Annotated in this window: 18 protein-coding genes and 4 pseudogenes; 9 read left to right on the forward strand and 13 right to left on the reverse strand. The window is 40.2% G+C overall.

Going from position 1 to position 20,553, the window contains the following annotated elements:
* Positions 1-49: 49 nt before the first annotated feature.
* The gene (locus JCM17102_RS02295; protein WP_025073816.1) at positions 50-331 is read left to right on the forward strand and encodes a hypothetical protein; all 282 of its coding nucleotides are present in this window, start codon (positions 50-52) and stop codon (positions 329-331) included.
* A 248-nt stretch (positions 332-579) separates the two neighbouring features.
* Here JCM17102_RS02295 and JCM17102_RS02300 read toward each other — a convergent pair whose 3' ends face one another.
* A complete protein-coding gene (locus tag JCM17102_RS02300) occupies positions 580-1,167 on the reverse strand; it encodes a hypothetical protein (protein ID WP_025073817.1) in 588 nt (195 codons plus the stop codon).
* 7 nt (positions 1,168-1,174) lie between these two features.
* Positions 1,175-1,633: a hypothetical protein gene (locus JCM17102_RS02305; RefSeq protein ID WP_025073818.1), complete on the reverse strand. Its 459-nt coding sequence runs from the start codon at positions 1,631-1,633 to the stop codon at positions 1,175-1,177.
* Between the two features lie 123 nt (positions 1,634-1,756).
* On the opposite strand from JCM17102_RS02305, the gene JCM17102_RS21605 reads away from it, so the two are divergent.
* The 5 genes from JCM17102_RS21605 to JCM17102_RS02330 all read left to right on the forward strand — a co-directional run bounded on the left by JCM17102_RS21605 (position 1,757) and on the right by JCM17102_RS02330 (position 8,766).
* Positions 1,757-2,008, forward strand: a complete 252-nt coding sequence (locus tag JCM17102_RS21605) for a helix-turn-helix domain-containing protein (RefSeq protein WP_025073819.1) — start codon at positions 1,757-1,759, stop codon at positions 2,006-2,008.
* 67 nt (positions 2,009-2,075) lie between these two features.
* Positions 2,076-4,910 (forward strand): type I restriction endonuclease subunit R, encoded by a 2,835-nt coding sequence (locus tag JCM17102_RS02315; RefSeq protein ID WP_025073820.1) that lies wholly within the window; start codon positions 2,076-2,078, stop codon positions 4,908-4,910.
* Positions 4,911-4,925: 15 nt separating this feature from the next.
* Complete coding sequence (locus JCM17102_RS02320; protein ID WP_025073821.1) at positions 4,926-6,479, forward strand: type I restriction-modification system subunit M; 1,554 nt, start codon at positions 4,926-4,928, stop codon at positions 6,477-6,479.
* Positions 6,480-6,490: 11 nt separating this feature from the next.
* Complete coding sequence (locus JCM17102_RS02325; protein WP_008622575.1) at positions 6,491-7,537, forward strand: virulence RhuM family protein; 1,047 nt, start codon at positions 6,491-6,493, stop codon at positions 7,535-7,537.
* A 5-nt stretch (positions 7,538-7,542) separates the two neighbouring features.
* Positions 7,543-8,766 (forward strand): restriction endonuclease subunit S, encoded by a 1,224-nt coding sequence (locus JCM17102_RS02330; RefSeq protein WP_025073822.1) that lies wholly within the window; start codon positions 7,543-7,545, stop codon positions 8,764-8,766.
* Here the strand turns inward: JCM17102_RS02330 and JCM17102_RS02335 are convergent.
* Complete coding sequence (locus JCM17102_RS02335) at positions 8,759-9,319, reverse strand: restriction endonuclease subunit S (protein ID WP_245798462.1); 561 nt, start codon at positions 9,317-9,319, stop codon at positions 8,759-8,761. The two genes, JCM17102_RS02330 and JCM17102_RS02335, sit on opposite strands and share 8 nt — an antisense overlap.
* 10 nt (positions 9,320-9,329) lie before the next feature.
* On the opposite strand from JCM17102_RS02335, the gene JCM17102_RS21610 reads away from it, so the two are divergent.
* Complete coding sequence (locus JCM17102_RS21610; RefSeq protein WP_025073824.1) at positions 9,330-10,010, forward strand: restriction endonuclease subunit S; 681 nt, start codon at positions 9,330-9,332, stop codon at positions 10,008-10,010.
* On the opposite strand, the gene JCM17102_RS29425 is transcribed toward JCM17102_RS21610, so the two are convergent.
* On the reverse strand, positions 10,003-11,118 hold the full coding sequence (locus JCM17102_RS29425; protein WP_159106302.1) for a restriction endonuclease subunit S: 1,116 nt from the start codon (positions 11,116-11,118) through the stop codon (positions 10,003-10,005). The genes JCM17102_RS21610 and JCM17102_RS29425 overlap by 8 nt on opposite strands.
* Before the next feature lie 110 nt (positions 11,119-11,228).
* Between JCM17102_RS29425 and JCM17102_RS02350 the strand changes: the two genes are divergently transcribed.
* Entirely contained in the window at positions 11,229-12,155 is a 927-nt protein-coding gene (locus JCM17102_RS02350; RefSeq protein WP_008622569.1) for a tyrosine-type recombinase/integrase, read from the forward strand.
* Between the two features lie 91 nt (positions 12,156-12,246).
* Here the strand turns inward: JCM17102_RS02350 and JCM17102_RS02355 are convergent, their stop codons facing one another.
* From JCM17102_RS02355 to JCM17102_RS25865, 6 genes and pseudogenes are all read right to left on the reverse strand, one after another.
* Positions 12,247-12,651 (reverse strand): hypothetical protein, encoded by a 405-nt coding sequence (locus JCM17102_RS02355; protein ID WP_025073826.1) that lies wholly within the window; start codon positions 12,649-12,651, stop codon positions 12,247-12,249.
* A gap of 35 nt (positions 12,652-12,686) precedes the next feature.
* Positions 12,687-13,627 (reverse strand): annotated as a pseudogene (locus tag JCM17102_RS25850) (relaxase/mobilization nuclease domain-containing protein).
* Complete coding sequence (locus JCM17102_RS02365) at positions 13,617-13,925, reverse strand: MobC family plasmid mobilization relaxosome protein (protein ID WP_025073827.1); 309 nt, start codon at positions 13,923-13,925, stop codon at positions 13,617-13,619. The pseudogene JCM17102_RS25850 and the gene JCM17102_RS02365 overlap by 11 nt, the downstream one beginning before the upstream one ends.
* A gap of 138 nt (positions 13,926-14,063) precedes the next feature.
* Positions 14,064-15,141 (reverse strand): annotated as a pseudogene (locus JCM17102_RS25855) (DUF6371 domain-containing protein).
* Positions 15,142-15,228: 87 nt separating this feature from the next.
* Positions 15,229-16,604: pseudogene (locus JCM17102_RS25860) on the reverse strand (DUF3987 domain-containing protein).
* Positions 16,605-16,615: 11 nt separating this feature from the next.
* A pseudogene (locus JCM17102_RS25865) lies at positions 16,616-16,980 on the reverse strand (helix-turn-helix domain-containing protein).
* Between the two features lie 156 nt (positions 16,981-17,136).
* On the opposite strand from JCM17102_RS25865, the gene JCM17102_RS02385 reads away from it, so the two are divergent.
* Positions 17,137-17,871: an HNH endonuclease gene (locus tag JCM17102_RS02385; RefSeq protein ID WP_025073828.1), complete on the forward strand. Its 735-nt coding sequence runs from the start codon at positions 17,137-17,139 to the stop codon at positions 17,869-17,871.
* A 2-nt stretch (positions 17,872-17,873) separates the two neighbouring features.
* Here the strand turns inward: JCM17102_RS02385 and JCM17102_RS02390 are convergent, their stop codons facing one another.
* The 3 genes from JCM17102_RS02390 to JCM17102_RS02400 form a co-directional block, all read right to left on the reverse strand.
* The gene (locus JCM17102_RS02390; protein WP_025073829.1) at positions 17,874-18,755 is read right to left on the reverse strand and encodes a hypothetical protein; all 882 of its coding nucleotides are present in this window, start codon (positions 18,753-18,755) and stop codon (positions 17,874-17,876) included.
* 276 nt (positions 18,756-19,031) lie between these two features.
* On the reverse strand, positions 19,032-19,397 hold the full coding sequence (locus JCM17102_RS02395) for a virulence RhuM family protein (protein WP_025073830.1): 366 nt from the start codon (positions 19,395-19,397) through the stop codon (positions 19,032-19,034).
* 9 nt (positions 19,398-19,406) lie between these two features.
* Complete coding sequence (locus JCM17102_RS02400) at positions 19,407-20,513, reverse strand: site-specific integrase (RefSeq protein ID WP_025073831.1); 1,107 nt, start codon at positions 20,511-20,513, stop codon at positions 19,407-19,409.
* Positions 20,514-20,553 lie beyond the last annotated feature (40 nt).

Consider the following 20,553-nt stretch of genomic DNA (forward strand, 5'->3'; position numbering starts at 1 on the left):
TTTTCAAAAGTAACATCATTGTTCATCCTAACTTTAATAGAAAGAGACGATGGACAAAAGAAACAAATTTTGGAGACGCCAACAAATGGCACGTGTATTTAAGGCTCGCATGATTCTTTATGCTGCTTATGGGCATTGTATCATCCGTGAGGATGGAAGTCATTATGAACATCCTCATTGGTTTGAGTTGGCTAAAGAGAAATGGGCGCAAGTTTACAAGACTACCGGAACTCCGTGTAGTTGTTGGATGTGCAGAGGCATGGAATATGACCGTAAGGGGTACAAAAAAGAAACTCTACGGATTATTAGGGAATCAATGGAGTTAGTTTAAAGGAATAGGAACTAAATCTGTGCATTATGTGCATAGGTTTAGTCCCTTATTTTTCGTGTAGGATATATTCAGAATAAATATCTTGCAATGTATCATAAAATCCCCATTCACAATCAATAAGCTTTTCAATCCGTTCGTAATAATTGGCTAACAATCCGTTGGGAAAGATAAGTCACTGTTTATATTTTTTTTGTGTAAATAGGAAACAGAATTCAGTTGTAAGTTAGTTTTTACTGGCAAAAAATATTTTAGAAAAGCATATCCAAATTAGATGTAAATGAAATAACCTCATTCTCACCTTTGATTGTAATGTTTTTTATATAATCTTTATATTCATCGTCTACAAATGCCGCATTGAATGGTTTACGAATAATTTCAGATAGATGTGTGGGAGTGCCATTCTTGGGGGATGCGACAAGTCTATATTTGTTTGAAAATGGGTTGTCAATATCTACTCTCACAAAAGAATAGAATCCTTTGCGTGCCATTTCAACAAATAGTTCTGAGAATTGTTGACTGAATACCTCGATATTATATTCTTGTAAAAACTGCTGAAAACTGTGGTTATCTTCCAAATTATCTCTGAATCTCTGTTCGTAAAAATCAACAGCTCGCTGGTATCTTATACGGATCAGTTCTTGGTTAATGACAATATTTTCTTCGTTTACAACATCTGGTAAGTTTGCGCATATGCCTTGAAGTTTAGGCAACATTGATTCGTTGTTTACTACCCCGGGAAGTAGTCCCCCTCTTGAAGCGGCATATATCCATGTGCCGTCAATACATGCATACCAATCAATATTATGTGTAAAAAGATAATTTTTATTATAAGGCATTACTTACTTATTTAATCGTAGGAAAAACTGCAATGCAAATAGCACAAGGAGCCATTGGCTCTCCAGTTGTAATATCTCGTGCAGCACTAAAACACAAATCCTGTATAGTCGTATGAGGTTCGTCTATCATACAGCGTTTTGCAGCATGAGGTTCTGCACATCGACCGACTTGATTACCGCATTTTGGCAAAATAGTAATATCCCCTATCTTACCTTTTGGTGGGACATACTTTAAAAGTTCAGACTTAAGAATAGGAACTCTGTCATACGTGTCGGTTCTAACTGGTTTCGAAAAGTCTTTATATATTTTATTTTGTAGTCCACAACATGCAACGGCGCACTTCGGAAGATCCCAAAAAGGTTTGGCTTTTCCGTCATGATTCAAATAACGCCGTTGTTTCTTATGTGTGTTGCGAAGTTCACCGCAATAGTATGCACACGATCTCTCTAATATAGGATGTATCATAATTGTTTTTAACGCAATAAAAGGATTAATGCAAATCGCATTTTAATTTGTACAAAGATAGTGAGATAAATCGAATTATCGAATATAATTCGCTATATTTGCACTATAAAATCGAATCAAAGAATGAAACTGAATAGAATAAAGGCTGTATTATCTGAAAAAGGTATATCTCAAACATGGTTGGCTAAGAAACTTGACAAGAGTTTCAGTATGGTAAATGCTTATGCGTGTAACAGGATTCAACCGAATTTGGAAACGCTTCAGCGGATTGCTGAGATTCTACAGGTTGATTTGAAAGATTTGATAACTGATAAAAAGAGAGACAGCAATAGAATTAATAGGTCTGATGGTTTTGGTTTCAGTTGTAATCTATGAAAATTAGAAAAACATTGGATGCCAATATGCTAACTACTTAAGAAAAACAATTTAATAAGGCAAGGATATGGCAATACAAAGCGAAGCTGCTTTAGAGAATGGACTTATCGCCACTCTCCGCAAAATGAACTACGAGTATGTTCAAATTGTGGAAGAGGGAAATCTTATGTCTAATTTCAAACGTCAACTGGAAATCCATAATAAAAAGCAGTTGGCGGAATTAGGTCGTACTGAGTTTACCGAAGCTGAATTTGAAAAGATACAGATATATCTTGAAGGAGGAACACGATTTGAGAAAGCCAAAAAACTTCGTGACCTTTTTCCTTTGGAAACAGAAAACGGACAACGTATTTGGGTAGAATTTCTCAACCGCCAGCATTGGTGTCAGAATGAGTTTCAGGTTTCCAATCAAATCACGGTGGAAGGTCGCAAAAAATGTCGTTATGATGTAACAATTCTTGTCAATGGTTTGCCCTTGGTGCAGATAGAACTCAAAAGACGTGGTATCGAGCTTAAACAGGCTTACAATCAGATACAGCGTTACCATAAGACTTCATTTCATGGTTTGTTTGACTATATTCAACTATTTGTCATATCCAATGGTGTGAACACCCGTTATTTTGCCAATAATCCTAATAGCGGTTATAAGTTCACGTTCAACTGGACGGATGCAGGAAATGTGCCGTTTAACGAACTTGACAAATTTGCCGCATTCTTCTTTGATAAATGCACGTTGGGCAAGATGATTAGCAAATACATCGTGCTTCATGAAGGAGACAAATGCCTGATGGTGCTTCGCCCCTACCAGTTCTATGCCGTGGAAAAAATCCTCGACCGTGTGGTGAACTCCAATGACAACGGTTATATATGGCATACTACAGGAGCCGGAAAAACGTTAACTTCATTCAAGGCAGCCCAACTGGTTTCAGAATTGGACGATGTGGATAAGGTGATGTTTGTGGTAGACAGGCATGACCTTGACACGCAAACGCAATCGGAATATGAAGCGTTTGAACCCGGTGCTGTGGATAGCACAGACAATACCGATGAGTTGGTTAAACGTCTCCAAAGCAATTCCAAAATTATCATCACCACGATACAGAAACTCAATACAGCCGTCAGCAAAACATGGTACAGCACGAAGATTGACGAAATCCGCAGCTCTCGTATCGTGATGATTTTTGACGAATGCCACCGCAGTCACTTTGGTGACAGCCATAAGAACATCATGAAGTTCTTTGTGAATGCGCAGGTATTCGGTTTTACCGGCACACCCATATTTACGGAAAATGCGGTAGATGGGCATACAACCAAAGAAATATTTGGTAATTGTCTTCACCGTTATCTGATAAAGGATGCCATTGCCGATGAAAATGTATTGGGTTTCCTTGTGGAATACTATCATGGTAACGAACAGGTTGGAAACGGAAGTGAAAACCGCATGACGGAAATAGCCAAGTTTATCCTCAATAACTTCAATAAGTCCACATTCGACGGGGAGTTTGATGCTTTGTTTGCCGTCCAGTCAGTTCCTATGCTGATACACTATTACAAAATATTCAAAGAACTCAATCCGAAAATCCGCATTGGGGCTGTGTTCACATATGCAGCCAACAGCAGTCAGGATGATGAGCTTACCGGAATGAACTCAGGGAACTATGTAAGTGAAAGTGTTGGTGAAGCTGACGAGTTGCAAGCTATCATGGACGATTATAACGAGATGTTCGGTACTTCGTTCTCTACTGAAAATTTTCGTGCCTACTATGATGACATCAATCTCCGTATGAAGAAGAAGCGTGCCGACATGAAGCCACTTGACCTCTGTCTGGTGGTGGGTATGTTCCTTACCGGGTTTGACTCCAAGAAGCTAAACACGTTGTATGTGGATAAAAATATGGAGTATCATGGCTTGATACAGGCGTTCAGTCGTACCAACCGTGTGCTTAATGAAAAGAAACGCTTTGGTAAAATAATCTGCTTCCGTGATTTGAAAAGCAATGTTGATACAGCCATTCGTCTATTCAGCAACAGCAACAACCCAGAGGAAATTGTTCGTCCGCCATTTGAGGAAGTAAAGACAGAATATCAACAGCTTACTAAGGATTTCTTACAAAAATATCCCACCACTTCAAGCATCGACCTTTTGCAATGTGAAACGGATAAAAAGGATTTCGTGTTGGCGTTCCGTGATATTATTCGCAAACACGCAGAAATTCAAATTTACGAAGATTACGATGAAAGTGCGGATGATTTGGGTATGACGGAACAGCAATATATGGATTTCCGAAGCAAATACCTTGATATATATGACAATGTGATTCCAAAACCACAGTCATCTGCCACGCCTGCATCAAATGACGAACAAGGTGGGGAGGATGCGGATGGAAGTTTGGAAGACATCGATTTTTGTTTGGAGCTTCTGCATAGCGACATTATCAATGTGGCATATATCCTTGAACTCATAGCAAATCTTGACCCATATAGTACAGATTATGCCGAACGCCGTCAGTCCATTATTGACACGATGATTAAGGATGCCGAACTGCGAAGCAAAGCCAAACTGATAGACGGATTTATTCAAGAAAATGTGGATGATGACCGCGATAATTTCATGGCCGGGAAACAAAAGGCTGATGGTACTTCCGAATTGGAAGAGCGGCTGAACAACTACATTACCAAGAAGCGTACCGAAGCTATTCATACATTAGCGCAAGAGGAAGATATTGCTCCCGAAGTGCTGAATCATTATTTGTCAGAATACGATTATGTACAGAAAGAGCAAACAGACATCATAAAGGATGCGCTGAAAGAGAAACATCTGGGATTGATAAAAAGAAACAAGACATTAAAAAGGATTGTTGACCGATTGCGTTCGATTATCCGCACATTTAGTTGGGACTAAAAAAATAAAAATAATATGAGCGAAGAATTACAACAAAAACTCCGTGACCAGCTTTGGGAAGTGGCTAACCGTTTGCGTGGCAATATGTCGGCAAGCGATTTCATGTACTTCACACTGGGCTTTATATTCTATAAGTATCTGTCTGAAAAGATAGAAAATTTTGTAAATGGTGAATTGGAAGATGACGAAGTTAGTTTCAATGAGCTATGGAACATGGATGACGAAGATACCGCAGAATTGCAAGAAGAGGTAAAAGACCTTTGCCTTTCAGAAATCGGCTACTTCATCGAACCTCAATACCTGTTTTCGTCTGTCATCGAAAGTATCAAGAAGAAAGAGAACATCCTCCCGATGTTGGAGCGTTCACTTAAACGTATTGAGGATAGCACCCTCGGACGTGACAGTGAAGAGGATTTTGGCGGATTATTCTCCGATATAGACCTTGCTTCACCCAAATTAGGAAAAACAGCAGACGACAAAAATACACTGATAAGCAACGTATTGTTGGCTCTTGACGAAATCAAGTTTGGCGTGGAAGCCTCAAAGGAAATCGACATCTTAGGCGATGCCTACGAGTATATGATTAGTCAATTTGCAGCCGGAGCAGGTAAAAAAGCCGGAGAATTTTATACTCCGCAAGAGGTAAGCCGTATATTGGCTGAGATTGTAACTATCGGCCATGAGCGTCTGCGCAATGTCTATGACCCGACTTGTGGCTCAGGCTCTCTACTACTCCGTGCAGCACACATCGGTAACGCTGTAGAAATTTACGGTCAGGAAAAGAATCCGACTACTTATAACTTGGCTCGCATGAATATGTTGCTGCATGGCATCAAATTCAGTGATTTCAAAATTGAAAATGGTGATACACTGGAGGCAGATGCCTTTGGCGATACCCAATTTGATGCAGTAGTTGCCAATCCTCCTTTCTCTGCCGAATGGAGTGCAGCTGACAAATTCAATACTGATGACCGTTTCAGCAAAGCCGGGCGTTTAGCCCCACGCAAGACAGCCGATTACGCTTTCATCCTTCACATGATATACCACCTTTCCGATGGTGGCACGATGGCTTGTGTAGCTCCTCACGGTGTTTTATTCCGTGGTAATGCCGAAGGTGTAATCCGCCGCTTCCTCATTGAGAAGAAAAATTATGTGGACGCAATCATTGGTCTGCCTGCTAACATCTTCTATGGAACGTCTATACCGACCTGTGTTTTGGTACTCAAAAAATGCCGTAAGGAAGATGACAATATCCTCTTTATTGATGCCAGCAAGGAGTTTGAAAAGGTAAAAACTCAAAATAAACTTCGACCCGAACACATCAAAAAGATAGTTGACACCTATCGTGACCGTAAGGAAATCGAGAAGTACAGCCACCTTGCTACACTGCAAGAGATAGCAGACAATGACTATAATCTGAATATCCCTCGTTATGTCGATACCTTTGAGGAAGAAGAACCTATCGACATCAAAGCTGTAATGGCGGAGATTAAAGAACTCGAAGCCAAACGAGCCAATCTTGATAAAGAAATCGAAGGCTATCTGAAAGAATTAGGGTTAGTTGACTAAAATTAGAGGCAATGGCAAAGCGATTTGAAATACGGAACAGTACGGCTGAGTTCCTTATCTTCGCTATTGAAGGTAAAGAAGAGGGCATACAAGTGATGTATCAGAATGAGACCATTTGGTGTACTCAAAAAGCAATGGCCACTCTGTTTGACTGCTCAACTGACAATATTGGATTGCATCTAAAAAATATCTACGCCAGTGGTGAGCTACAAAAGGAATCAACTACCGAGTTTTTCTCGGTAGTTCAAACAGAAGGCAAACGGCAAGTGAATCGTAAAACTTTGTTTTACAATCTTGATGTCATTATTTCTGTTGGGTATCGTGTAAACAGCATCCGCGCTACCCAATTCCGTCAGTGGTGTACTTCTATCATCCGCCAGTTCTCTATCCGTGGCTATGTGATAGACAAGAAGCGTATGGAAAATGGCTCATTCATTGGTGAGGACTATTTCGAACATTTGTTGGCTGAAATTCGTGAGATTCGGCTGAGTGAACGCCGTTTCTACCAGAAGCTCACAGATATTTATGCCACAGCTATTGACTACAACCGTGATGCACCTACCACACGATTGTTTTTTAAGAAAGTTCAAAACAAAATGCACTATGCCGTACATGGTCAGACTGCGGCAGAACTAATCGTTAGCAGAGCCGATGCCGAAAAAGAACACATGGGATTGACCACATGGGAGAAAGCTCCCAACGGAAAAATTGTCAAGACCGATGTAAGTATAGCAAAAAACTATCTGAAAGGTATCGAATTGGAAGATATGGGGCGTTTGGTCAACTCTGTACTGGATATGGCAGAGCGTATGGCAAAGCGTCATATTCCGATGACAATGGAAGATTGGGCAAAGCGCATTGATATTATCCTTGAAGCAGGTGGTGATGTAATTCTTCCAGATGCTGGAAAGGTAACGGCAGAGTTCGCCAAGGAGTTTGCCGAGAGCGAATTTGAGAAGTATCGAATCATTCAGGATCGCTTGTTTAGCTCTGATTTTGACCGATTCAATAATGGCGATAACTTATTGCCATTTGATATTAACCCTGATAAAGAATAATGATTATGGCAAATAATAACGAAAATAAAATCCTCAATGTTCCCCATTTGAGATTCCCGGAGTTTAGTGGGGAGTGGAAAATAGTAAAGGTTTCAGAACTCTTGGAGTTTTATTCAACCAACTCTTTATCATGGGAACAATTAGATTATGGTAATGGAATAATCAAAAATCTACACTATGGGCTAATACATAAAGGTTTGCCGACTATGGTAGATATTTCTTCTGATTTACTCCCTTATATCAAGAGTGAATCAATGCCAAAGTCATATACATTATTTCTAAATGGTGATGTTGCCTTTGCCGATGCTTCAGAAGATACGAATGATGTTGCTAAAGCAGTTGAGATTGTAAATTGTGATGAGCAACAAATCGTTTCCGGTTTGCATACTATTCATGGACGTGACAAGTCTGATTTGACCGTGATAGGTTATAAAGGATATGCTTTTGCCTCAGATTCGTTCCATAAGCAGATTAGACGGATTGCTCAGGGTACAAAGGTATTCTCTATAAATGTTCGCAACTTCGATGAAGTTCGTGTAGGAATACCATCCAAAGACGAACAAATAAAGATTGCGAAGTTATTGCGAGCAATAGACCTACGTATCGCTACCCAAAACAAAATCATTGAGGATTTGAAAAAACTAAAGTCCGCAATTATTGACCAACTCTATTCTGCAATAAAAGGTAACGAATATTCATATAGACAAATCTTTGAAATTGTAAATGAACGAAACAAGCAACTAGAATATTCAAACATTCTTTCAGCAAGCCAAGAAAAGGGAATGGTAAACAGGGAAGATTTGAATTTGGATATTCAATTCGAGCGAAGCAATATCAATACTTATAAAGTAGTGAGGAAAGGCGATTATATAATTCATTTACGTTCATTTCAAGGAGGTTACGCGTTTTCTGAAAAGACTGGCGTATGCAGTCCTGCATACACAATATTGCGCCCGAATGATTTGTTGGAGTTTAGGTATCTGTCATATTATTTTACTTCGCAAAAATTTATCAAATCGCTGATTATTGTTACTTATGGTATTCGAGATGGTCGTTCTATAAATGTTGAAGAGTGGCTTGATATGAAAACGGTAATTCCGCCAAAAGAACAACAATGTCATATAGTAGAAACGATTAGAAATATTGAGAACAAAATCGAAAACGAAGAACTCTATGCGTCCTGTTTATCAAAACAGAAGCAGTATTTGCTCCGTCAATTGTTTATATAAACATTTGACGGAGCAAATACAACTTTTGTGAAATGTATAAACTACAGAGTGATATATTATTTTCCAATAGAGTGTCAACAGATGTAAGTAGCTTTATTCTATTTTCCTTAATAGGTGTGGCAGGAATCGAAAAAGACATACGAAGTATATCATCACCGTTCAAGTTGGCAATAGCCCCATTACCACCTTGCAATGAGTTCCATATATACCTACGGTATTTGTTAGTCTGAAATAGCCATTTTACAACAGCTTCCTTTGAGCGATATATACCACAAAAAGCACCAACAGTTATAGGAGTTGGGCAATCACCGTCGTAAAATGAGGATTTTCCAACTAATGAGGAACTTCCGTTTGCCATACAAATAACAATGTCACCAGCTTGTAACTGTTGCTCTGTTAGTATTTGCTTGTTTACAGACACAATATTATTATGATAATCAAGTGAGTTTCCGTTGACAATATTGTTAGACCGCATAACGAAAATCCCATTGTGCTCAACAACATCATCGCTGCTGTAAGTCAAACCACGAATATATGAGCCAACATCACCCAAACGTATTTTATTGGAATGGTTTTCATTAAATGTTTTTTTAATAATTGCGGACATTACCGATTCAGAATCCTTAATTAAAGGACTAAATGACAAGATTCACAAAGATATTAAAGGGGAGATTGTTTGCTTTGCAGATTTAGGTGAAGCCTATGCAGGATTAAGCGGAAAAAGTGGCGATGATTTTGGAACAGGTGAGCCATTCATTACTTATATGAATGTGTATCAAAATACTTACATTTCTGAAATAGATTATGAATTTGTACAAATAGCTCCCAATGAAAGACAAAATTGTGTGCAATACGGTGATGCCTTATTCACGCTCTCATCAGAAACTCCGGAAGAAGTTGGTATGGGAGCGGTATATTTGGGCAACACACAGAAACTATATTTGAACAGTTTCTGCTTTGGCATTCATATTTATGATGAACGTGTGTTGCCTCGATACCTTGCTCACTTCATTTCAAGCACCTCATTCCGTAAAGCCATATATCCATTAGCACAAGGAAGTACACGTTTTAATCTTCAAAGGAATGACTTTATGAAGATGAGGTTTGTGTTACCTACGACAGAAGAACAAGAACGCATAGCTAAAACGTTTGACGCTTTGCATTGTCGTTTGGCAAATGAAATGTCGTTAGTGGAGCAATGCCTTGTATTGAAGCAGTATCTATTAAGTCAAATGTTTATATAAACATTTCCTGAAGCAAATACCATTTCTGCTGTTGAAGATGACTTATGCATTTTTGCTCATTATCCAATTTTCTCTCAGTGAGTTCAAACATACTACAGATTTGTTTTTGAATAGACATTGGTGGTATTTGGAATCTGCTTTTACCTAACGCAGTTTGATTGATACTTGCTTGTGAAACCGCTTTGTTACAAATAGTTTGAAAATGGTTTATTGCCCAATCAGTACAAAGAAGTAAATGCAAAAAACGAGGTCTAACTATGGTTGTATTTGGTATAATTCGCAATAAGTTCATGCCATGATAAAGTCCATAATCTTTGTCAATATAGGCTGTATTTCCTATATACTGAACGCTATTAATATTGCTAAACAGAATATCACCTACGTTTAACTTATAACATTCAGAAATGCACTCAACATAACCAATTCGCTGTGTATCAACACAATGTTTGCTAATAGTTTCTATGCGAGAAACCTTATAAGGTGTTTGATAACCCACCTGTGTTCCTGAATAACCACTTTTTATTTGCGCTAAGTCATCGAGCCTATATAAAATCCAATCATTCTCTGGAGACAGCAATTGCTGACTAAGTCCTTTAATTAAGGATTTCAGTTTGTCAATGATTTTGTTTTGGGTTGCGATGCGTTCATCTATGAGGGTCAATAATGCTGCGATTTTCTTCTGTTCTGTAATTGATGGGACGAAATGGAGAGTCTCAAAAAAATCCTTAACACTTATATTCAACAAGCCATGATTACGTGCCCCTTCAACAGCAATTTCTGAAACTTCCTTATGCCATTTTTTACTTTCAAAATAATGACCGATATAGTCAGAATCCACAGTATTAAAGGGTCTAAAGCAAATGTACAACGTAGAAACAGCTCCCTTTTCGTACAAGTTTAGTCGTTTCACAGCTCCCCATGGATAGCCGGATGAATAACTTTTATTGTAAGCATAATCTCCCTTGACAAGAAGGTAATAATGCGATAAATCCGAACTCGCCACTTTATTATTGAAGAAAGTTTCTTGATCAACCAATCCATATTGAGCAGAAATTGTGAGTGCAATCTTACTTTCTTCACCTTTATTCTTTCTTGTTACACGTTCCACTAGTTGGTTGAGCTTGTGCATGTTCCACTCATCGGTAAAACCTGGGAATCTCAAATGGGGAACATTGAGGACTATATTTCTCTAATTATAAACATCTAATAAAAATGATTATGACCCAAAAGAAAATTAGAGAAATTGCGGAAGCCTGGCGAGAAGACAAGCGACCGTATGTAAAGCAATCGACATTAGCAGCCTATATGTTGATTTTAGAGAATCACATCTTGCCATATTTTGGCAATGAAGATACTCTCAGTGAGAAATCCGTACAAACATTTGTACTACAAAAGCTCAATGCAGGTATGAGTGCTAAATCCGTAAAGGATATTCTTATCGTGCTTAAAATGGTGATGAAGTTCGGAGTAAAAAACGAATGGATGAGCTATTGCGAATGGGAAATCAAATACCCGCCTACTGAAACAAACAAGGAGTTGGAAGTGCTTACTGTAGCAAACCACAAGAAAATACTGGATTATATCCGGCAAAACTTTACGTTCCGAAACTTGGGCATTTATATCAGCCTTAGTACCGGGCTGCGCATCGGAGAAGTCTGTGCGCTACGATGGAGCGACATAGACATAGAAGCCGGAACCATCAGTGTACAGCGAACCATTGAACGCATTTATGTGATTGAGGGTGATAAAAAGCACACCGAGCTTGTCATCAATACTCCCAAAACCAAAAACTCTTGTCGAGAGATTCCTATGAGTAAGGAACTGATTTCAATGGTCAAGCCACTGAAGAAGATAGTCAATTCTGATTACTATGTGCTGACCAATGAGCCTTCTCCCACTGAACCAAGAACCTACCGCAACTACTACAAACGCTTGATGGAGCAACTTGGCATTCCCAAGTTGAAATACCACGGTCTCCGGCACAGCTTTGCCACTCGTTGCATAGAAAGCAACTGCGATTACAAAACAGTAAGTGTACTATTGGGGCATTCCAACATCAGTACCACCCTAAATCTTTATGTGCATCCCAATATGGAACAGAAAAAACGTTGCATAGCGAAAGTCTTTAAAGCGTTGGGAAAGTAAAGTCATATCCGAATGACTTATTTTCATAATGGAGCATATCGATAAAAATTAAGGAGAGGGAAAATCCCCCTCCTTAACCCTAAATCAAGTATCAGACATTCAAATCCTTCATCGCCAATCCATAGTTTTCCTGTCCGAACAGGTCTTGATGGATAAGTTTCAAACCGAGTGTCTGATAATACTTGTAGTCATCACCTTCGGTGCAGAGGTATTTGTAACCGTAGCGAGGCATGTACTCCTTGAAGAAGCGAGCCAAGTCTTTCAGGCTTTCGGCTTGGTTCTTCTTGAAGTTACTGCGCACAATGATGATGCTCCAGTCGGGGAAGTTGCCTCTTCCGTTGCTGTACTCCCAGAAGCGGATGTAGCAGTCCAAATCACGCTCACGGATGTCCACACAAAAGCCATTGGCATTTTGCATCACGCTACAACTGTTTCTGTAGCCAAACTTCTCACACAGATAGAGATTGAAATCAAGAATCAAATCTTTTTGTTCCATAATTGTTTGAATTTAAAAAGTTAATAAATAGTGGATTATAAACGAAAGCCTCGCTTGCGCTTAGCCTTTTTCTTTTTCATCAGGCAATTGAACTCTGCTTCTTCTGCGGCAGTAGCATCGTATGATGAACAGCCATTCAACAGGCCAAAACCGATGCTTGAGCCATTGTCGGAATGGGAAACGCTTTGCTGCGCCTCTTCATCTTTATGCGTGAATCTTTGTTTATGGTATTCAAATGAAGATGCACAAGCATTCTGCTCCAATCGGTTGTCTATATTCAAATAGCTGAACTCACGGCTGACCTTTGAACCGGAGAAAGAAAAGCCGTCATACTCAAACTTGACTCCCTGTATTTCCCGTGTAGTCCGACTGACTTTGAATTTCATATCAATGTCGCGGTCAGCAAGGGCTTCTTTCAGTTCATCCAACTTTGAACTTTGGGCAATTCCTCTTTCAACGCCTTGTATATCTCATGCTTTGCCCGGTCGTATGGGCGCAAGCGTTCCTCCTTGATATGGTCTTTGCCGTTGGCAAAGTGCAATCGGTATTTTGCCGTCAGCATCTTGCACGCCTTTTCATTTCTGCGGAAGTCGTTCTTGTCGCTAATCGTCTTACCGTCATTATCCACTCGATTGAAAACGATGTGGCAATGCGGATGCTCACGGTCGATATGCCGGGCGATGATGTACTGTGTGTTTTCGATACCCATCAGTTTCATGTAGTCGTGGGCGATTTGCAACATCAACGCATCATCAGACTTCATGCGTTCGCTATCTTCAGGAGAGAAGTTGAGCGAAGTGTGTCCGACAATATTCTTTACCTTGTCGTTGAGCAACGCCTGTAATTCAAATTGCTCTGCCATCTGTTCGGGTGAACCATCCACTCCGACAGCTTCCAGCAATTTGGATTTTTCCTCTTTGAGGACATAGCGGACACAGCCACCGAACAATGTTCCTTTGGTTTGCTTACCTATCATCTTTCAGTTGCTTTATAAGTTGGTTAATACGCTGCGCCATCTCCTCGCATCTTTTGGCAACGGCAAAGAAGCCGTAGGTGTTTGCCTGTTTCGCCAACTGGTTGAGATTGGTACTTTCACCTATCAACTGACGGATGATGTGGATATGCTCTTTCGTGATTCGCTCACGCACCGTTCCATTCTCAATGAGTGAACGGATGACTGCGCTTTGTGTCTGCCTGCTCCGTCTGCAAAGCGCACCGAGCCATGCTAATTGGTCGTATGACAAACGGAGAGTTATCGTATGTTTCTTTTCCATTTTGAATTGATTTTAGTGAATAATTTGTGACCATCGGGAGCCGCCTCCTCAGACTTTTTGAGGAGCAAGTGGTCGGGAAATGTAATACACCGACATTAACTTGCTACAGTAAAAAAGTCTCGATTTCTCTCCCTTTGTTCAAAGTCTGAATCCTCGTTTCTTAGGCGGTAAAACCTTAGGTTGAAGGATGCTTCGTTGTACGCTGACGAGCTTCAAATCGAATGTCTCTATCAGTGTTTTCAAGTTCGGATTCCTCTTAATCATCTGCTGGAGAATGGCTTCATCGGGGCGCACTTTCAACAGATAATCGGCAATGTCGTATCCTTCTTTCCGTTCATTTTCGGATGCTTTGGCTTCCAGATAATCGAACAGTTGCACATCAATCCCATAGCTTTTCATCAACCGATTTTGCTTTGCCAATAATCGGCCGCTCCCAAATCAGGGAATAGCACAACGCTTCTTTCGGCAAGAGCAGACAGGCTGTTGGCGTTGAAACAACCATTCTTTCCACCCGATGCAATCCATAGGAATTGGGTAGGTAGTAGGATGCAATGATTGCCGTTTTCTCGCTTTCGACCAATGCAACAGGACGGCTTTTGTCTTCTGAAATCAGATGTTCACCGAAGAAACATTGCTTCAGATTGTAGTCCTCTTTATGTAGTACGGAGTGTACCCACGTGACATGATTGTACGGCTCTTTTATCCGTTTTCCTGTTGTTGGATTGTAAAGCATTATCTTACCTGTACGTACTCTGTTCTGATAATCCACTTGCCAAAATACGGTTGCACCGTCCCAATACTTGGAAGTACCGACTTTGTATTTCTTCATCAGCTTCAATGTTTCCGCTTCTCCGAATTGAGCCGATAAGAATTGAAACAGTTTGTTGTCAGGATAGCGTTGCAACGACTGATTGACTATATCCAAATCAATGTAGGAAGTGGCTTTCTGCTCAATTTCTTTAATAGTCGTATAGCTCCGGAGGTTATCTTCGGACAACTTTTCCTTCTCAGACGGATTCCGTTCGAAGTAATCACGGGGCGTGAAGTGATAACCACATTTTTGCTCGTGGTCGCAACGCCCCACGTAATCAGGAAACTGGATTCGTCTATCCGTATCAATGTACTTGGAAAAACATCTTTTGCGGTGGCAGTTCGGGCAAGTATGCCGTGTGCTGACACCTTTGTAGGGTTCTAATATGAATCTATGTGTACTCATTGTATGTTTCTTTTTAGGTGTGTCACTTTTGTCGTTATTGTCGTTATTGTCGTTTTCGTTTGGAAAGTGTCAAAACCGACAAAAATGTCACGGGTTAATCTTTGAATATTCTCCATGCTTCTCTTTGCGGAACAATGTTCCGATATTGTCATTGAGAAAGCGTTGAAATGTCCGTTCCTTCATTCCGTTTTGCTCGGCTACCTGTATAGCTTGGGCAGTGGTAAAGGAAGGAGGCAGCAGATTGACTATCGTCTGTTGCTGACTGTTGAGGGCATTCTCATTCAGAATATTTTGTACGCTCAATGCTGACTCCTTGAAATACTCCGTCAGTTTAATGGCTCTCTCCACCGTCAGCAGGTCGATACACGTCTTGTCGCACTCACCGCAAGTCCATCGTGCCAGTTGGATAATCAGACAGAAACGGATGATGTATATCTCCAGCTTGCAATAGATACTCACAATGGTGTCGCTCGTTTCTCGGTCGCACAGCTCTGAGAAATGGTGCTGCCACTCGTAAAGCCGTTTCTTTGCATCATCTGAGAAGAAGAGAATTTGCGGCTCAATTTCTCCATGTTCATTGAGTTTATACTCCGATTGTATTAGCCTATCAATGACGGCATTCCATTCTTGCTCTATATCTTCCGACAGTTCCTTGTCATTCCACCGTGCTTTCTGTTGCAGGTTGGGCATTACAAACAGGATGCGGTCAATAAATCCGTTGCTGGAGCGTTCACCTTTAGCCAGCTCGTTCAGGATTTTCTTTTGGATAGTACCAATGACCGATATATACGGACGCTTGATGAAGATGGAACTCTTGGCATTTTTGCGGTCGGACATGGTGGTCTTTGCACTGAACACTGAGAGCCAAAACTGTTCTTCCGAACCGTTGTTGTATCGGTTGAAGTTCTTGAACCAAGCGGATAATTCATCAGCCACAAGCATAGCCCACGTTTGTTCTGCGCATGAATGAGGCTCAACCCTTCGGGCGTTACATCCGAAACCAAGAAGCGTTTGCGGATAGGTTCTTGCGGAAATTGCTCTCCACCGCTTTCCGCACGTTCCTTGCGGTTCATGCTCATCAGTTCATCGTACTTGGCAAGAGCCTTTTCAAATTCCTGATTCTGTCGGTAGTCATAATCAAGGAATGGCTTCATCGCAAAACTGAGCGGATGGCTTTTGTTTGCTCCCGGTCTTCCAATCAATGCCATATACAGGATGGGGCTTTCCAACCAGCCTTGCTTGATTTGGGCAAGGTGCGTGTTGCCTATGCCGACTGCTATTGCCGTCAGGATGGCTGCGGCAATGTAATCGGTAGGGTAGTTATGGCATTCGTGTACCTCACGGATGATGCGTTGGATTTTTGCCGGGAATATGCTGATGGGGAATGCCGTACCAGATAATCTTGTGCTTAAATCAATCGCTTCATCAATGATGGATGCCGGATTAATTGAATATGTATCCATAGCCCAATCCATTAAAATTGCACTGATGATTTGGGCTTATGACGCACACCGCTCTGCATATTGGCAAGCATCTCCTCGTATGTCTGCTCGGCAGTCTTTCTCCGTCCGTTCTCAATCCAAGCAAGAAGCTCGTCCTCATAGAAATAGAGTTTCTTGCCTTTCTTGTAAGCCGGAAGCAGCCCTTTGCGTACCAATGTATAGATGGTAGGCTTTGCTTTTCGGATGATACGGCAAGCATCCTCTATTTCCACCAATACATGTTTGTCAGATGGCTGTGGCTGGAGTTCCGCTACCATCTTTTTCAACTCGATGACCTGTTCGGTCAGATAACCTACGCTTCGGGTAGCTTATCAAATGTTACTGTTTCTTTTTGCATACGCCAATCGTTTTTAATTGTTCGACAGCAAAGGAAACAGGTGTTTCAATGGTGGAATCATTCACCAAAATATAACTGATGGATAACTTTTGATGGTAGTTAGTGGTGATTACAAGGAATTTAGCTACTTTTGTAATCACTATAATAAGTGCTTATATGGAAAAATTAGGTAGGTTAATTGAAAACACATCGGAATTGATGGATAATTTGCTTCAAGTTGATACTTATTTAAGTGGAGATAATGAAGATGATTATAACGCAATGATAAGGCTAATTAGCCGTGGAACAGACTTTGTCGTTTATAAATCAGCAGACAAAATCCATTTTGCTCCAAGTAGGTTTGTTGGTTATCTGAGTAATAGGTTAATAGTTCATCTTGTCAAAAGAAATGGTAAGAATGGAACAAAAACAACCCCTACCATTAACAAAATATTGGGTTGTAATTGTGAATATAATGAAGATTTGGAAAATGGCTATTTGGAATTTTGCCATGAACTTCAGGTAGTTCCAAAGCGAATGGTTAATACACAAAGGAAATTTTGGGTATTGAACGATGATTTGAATACAAAATATTCTGATGAGTATTATGAGGGTACTATGCAGCAAGTATTAGTCAATAAATACGAGCGTAATCCAATAGCTCGTAAGAAATGTATTGAGAAACATGGATGTATATGCCAAGTTTGTGGGATGGATTTTGCTAAAGTGTATGGTGAGTTGGGCACAGGATTTATTCATGTACATCATATAGTCCCTATTTCAACTCAAAAAGGGAAGAATCATAAGATAGACCCGGAGAATAGTCTTGTTCCTGTATGTCCTAATTGCCATGCTATGTTACATAAAGGTAAACTTAGCATAGAAGAATTAAGAGAAATTTTAGGAAAGTAAAATTAGACAATCTTCTTATCCAACTTAATCTTACATACAGATTCGGTGTGTGACATTTTACGCTCAATGGTCGATATTTCCGAATCACGGAGAGTATGTGCAAATACTCTCTTTATAAACGTGGCGGTCTGTAAGCGAGGTTTGCCGAAAGCCTTGCCGATATTCCATCCAAAGTGCATGATGTCAATGGTCTTTAACTGAGAATCTACCTTTATTGGTTCAACTTTGAACAGAGAATCTGATAGGTAATATTCTGTCACATATCCGCACAAGCGGTTAAGTGCTGTTTCATCAAGATAGAGAACTAAGGTTTGTTTCGTGTAAGCAATGACCTTATCAAGTTTTTCTTGTGATGCTCGTTCTTTCTCAGCCATAGCGTTTGCACGGGAAATCTCATATTCTGATGGTTGATTAAGCACCTCAATAGGGATATTGCTAATAGAGGCTGGAGGCACTTCCTCCTTTGGAAGTTCTACCATGTTTTCATTGGATTCTGAAAGCGAGGGAATAGAAATTTCTTCTGTGGTGTCAGATGTAGTTTCGATTTCTGGTTCAGGTACAGAAACGATAGGTTCTGTATCTATGGTGCTTTCAATAAGTTCCTGATGCACTATTGAGGGTTCAACTGCCACTGCCTTATTGCGGTAGCACTCAAATCTCGTAAAGCATCTTTCTATTGTTGGGGAAAGGAGTTGCCTGAATGCCATTTGCAGATTGAGATAGATTGCTCCAATGACAATAGAGCATACTACAAGAATAAGGTAGCTGCTGAACTCGTCCCAACCATAGTGAAGTACGGTCTGGCGGGCTAAAACACCAATGATAATGATTGTACCAAAAACAATCAGATGCAATGTTATCTGTTCTATCTTTTTCTGCTCCATAGTGAGTTGTATTAATCGTTTGTGTGCAAATATATAGGATTAATTTTTGAGAAAATCCATAGTTTTGCTTGTTGATGGGCTTTTGACGATATATTTCATCACTTTTCACCATGTTACATTCCTAATAATAAGCGTATTGCAAATATCTTGCTTTTGGATGAAAATAGTTGGGTAAATAGTCTTGTGTATCTTAAAAACAAAATTATCTGCATCATTTTGGGTAAACAATGCAGATAAATAATGCAGATAATCAATAGGGTATAGAGATATAGCTTATTAGCAATACAATGTATGGTTTGTATCCTTGTTGAGATATAACAGGAGGTTGTAAGCTTGATTACGAACGACTTTGTTTATTAGCCATTTCCTAAATGTAGCGGAATGCCCGGTGTCTATCTGATAGGATAGGGCTATAACCATATCGAGGTTATACGCATCGGCACTGTTTCCATTCTCCAATTTGATGTACTTATAAGCTTCGTGGATTTTCAAAATATTGGCTTTCAGAATTCTTTTGATTGCTGCATGGATAGCTCCAGCCGTTGTATAAAACAAGTCTGCAAGTTCCCAAGTGGTCATCCATATTTCACCATCGGAAATATGGATGCCTTGTCCGTTGTTTGTTATGATTCCTCGTTTCATAGCTACAATTTATTTGAGTGATATTTTATTGGCTGTCTCTCGCTTCTTGGCATTTACGAGGTCAGCATATATTTGAGTAGTGGACACGTTCTTATGCGTCAGCATCTTTGAAACCGTGTAGATGTCTGTACCTAAAGAGATTTGGATGACGGCGTAGGAATGTCTGAAGCAATGGAAGCTTATCGATTTCGTTATTCCGGCTTTTTTAAGCCAGTTTTTGAGTGGATAATTAATCATGCTTCGTTTCAATCCCTTGAATACTTCGCCTGTTCCGGGCATACCGCATAGTTCGTAGGCTTCGTAACTGATGGGGAGTGTAGCTTCCGTTTGAGTTTTTTGTGTTCTGATACGCAAGCAATAGCCTTGGTCGGGAGCGATAGTAAAGTCCTCCCATTGCAGATTGAGAATGTCGCTGATGCGTAACCCTGTCAGACAAGCGAATAGAGAAGCCGCTTTCAATACGGGGATGTCGCAAGGAGTGGCAGCGAGTTGTTTCACTTCGTCCAATGTCAGATATTCCTTCTTTACATCTTGCGGCTCAATCTTATCAAGGTAATCGTTGATGTTTTCACGAAACCACTTGTCTCGATAGGCAATCTTCAACAATCCTCTGAAAGTAGAGTAGTAACCGGATGCCGAATTGAGGGATATGGGGCGGTTGCTGTGTTTGAGTTGCTTGGCGTTCAATAGATATTCACGGAACTTCTTGCATAAATCCACATTTACATCGCCAAAGGTACATTGTCCCTTGACGAAGTTGTAGAAATGTTGATAGACAAACTGCCATTTCTGATCTTTGTTCCGGCACATCTTCTTGAAGTAGGCGAGAAAATCGGCTTTCTGCTTGGTCTTATCCAAAAAACCAAACTCTTCGTTGATGAGCGATTGAACTCTGATACAACGGATAGCCTCAGCCTTGTTCAACATATCATTGTTGAACTCACGTTCCATCTCGTTTTTAGGATGGGCATAGATGTAGATACCGAGGTATTCCCTGCGACTCATTTGCATCGTTTCGGGGTTACGGACTGCCGGATAATAATCCAGATACAAGGAGATACGATTATTCTGAATCGCTCTCTGACGAACTGTTACTTTTGTACATGTGTGGGACATACTGTTTAATATTTAGAGTTTTACATTTGTATGGTGCAAA

Source organism: Bacteroides faecichinchillae JCM 17102 (assembly GCF_000614145.1).
Taxonomy (GTDB): domain Bacteria; phylum Bacteroidota; class Bacteroidia; order Bacteroidales; family Bacteroidaceae; genus Bacteroides; species Bacteroides faecichinchillae.

Coding starts and splice junctions, on each gene's coding strand:
- JCM17102_RS02295 (WP_025073816.1), top strand. CDS start 50: ATGGACAAAAGAAACAAATTTTGGAGACGCCAACAAATGGCACGTGTA.
- JCM17102_RS02300 (WP_025073817.1), bottom strand. CDS start 1,167: ATGCCTTATAATAAAAATTATCTTTTTACACATAATATTGATTGGTAT.
- JCM17102_RS02305 (WP_025073818.1), bottom strand. CDS start 1,633: ATGATACATCCTATATTAGAGAGATCGTGTGCATACTATTGCGGTGAA.
- JCM17102_RS21605 (WP_025073819.1), top strand. CDS start 1,757: ATGAAACTGAATAGAATAAAGGCTGTATTATCTGAAAAAGGTATATCT.
- JCM17102_RS02315 (WP_025073820.1), top strand. CDS start 2,076: ATGGCAATACAAAGCGAAGCTGCTTTAGAGAATGGACTTATCGCCACT.
- JCM17102_RS02320 (WP_025073821.1), top strand. CDS start 4,926: ATGAGCGAAGAATTACAACAAAAACTCCGTGACCAGCTTTGGGAAGTG.
- JCM17102_RS02325 (WP_008622575.1), top strand. CDS start 6,491: ATGGCAAAGCGATTTGAAATACGGAACAGTACGGCTGAGTTCCTTATC.
- JCM17102_RS02330 (WP_025073822.1), top strand. CDS start 7,543: ATGGCAAATAATAACGAAAATAAAATCCTCAATGTTCCCCATTTGAGA.
- JCM17102_RS02350 (WP_008622569.1), top strand. CDS start 11,229: ATGACCCAAAAGAAAATTAGAGAAATTGCGGAAGCCTGGCGAGAAGAC.
- JCM17102_RS02355 (WP_025073826.1), bottom strand. CDS start 12,651: ATGGAACAAAAAGATTTGATTCTTGATTTCAATCTCTATCTGTGTGAG.
- JCM17102_RS02365 (WP_025073827.1), bottom strand. CDS start 13,925: ATGGAAAAGAAACATACGATAACTCTCCGTTTGTCATACGACCAATTA.
- JCM17102_RS02385 (WP_025073828.1), top strand. CDS start 17,137: ATGGAAAAATTAGGTAGGTTAATTGAAAACACATCGGAATTGATGGAT.
- JCM17102_RS02390 (WP_025073829.1), bottom strand. CDS start 18,755: ATGGAGCAGAAAAAGATAGAACAGATAACATTGCATCTGATTGTTTTT.
- JCM17102_RS02395 (WP_025073830.1), bottom strand. CDS start 19,397: ATGAAACGAGGAATCATAACAAACAACGGACAAGGCATCCATATTTCC.
- JCM17102_RS02400 (WP_025073831.1), bottom strand. CDS start 20,513: ATGTCCCACACATGTACAAAAGTAACAGTTCGTCAGAGAGCGATTCAG.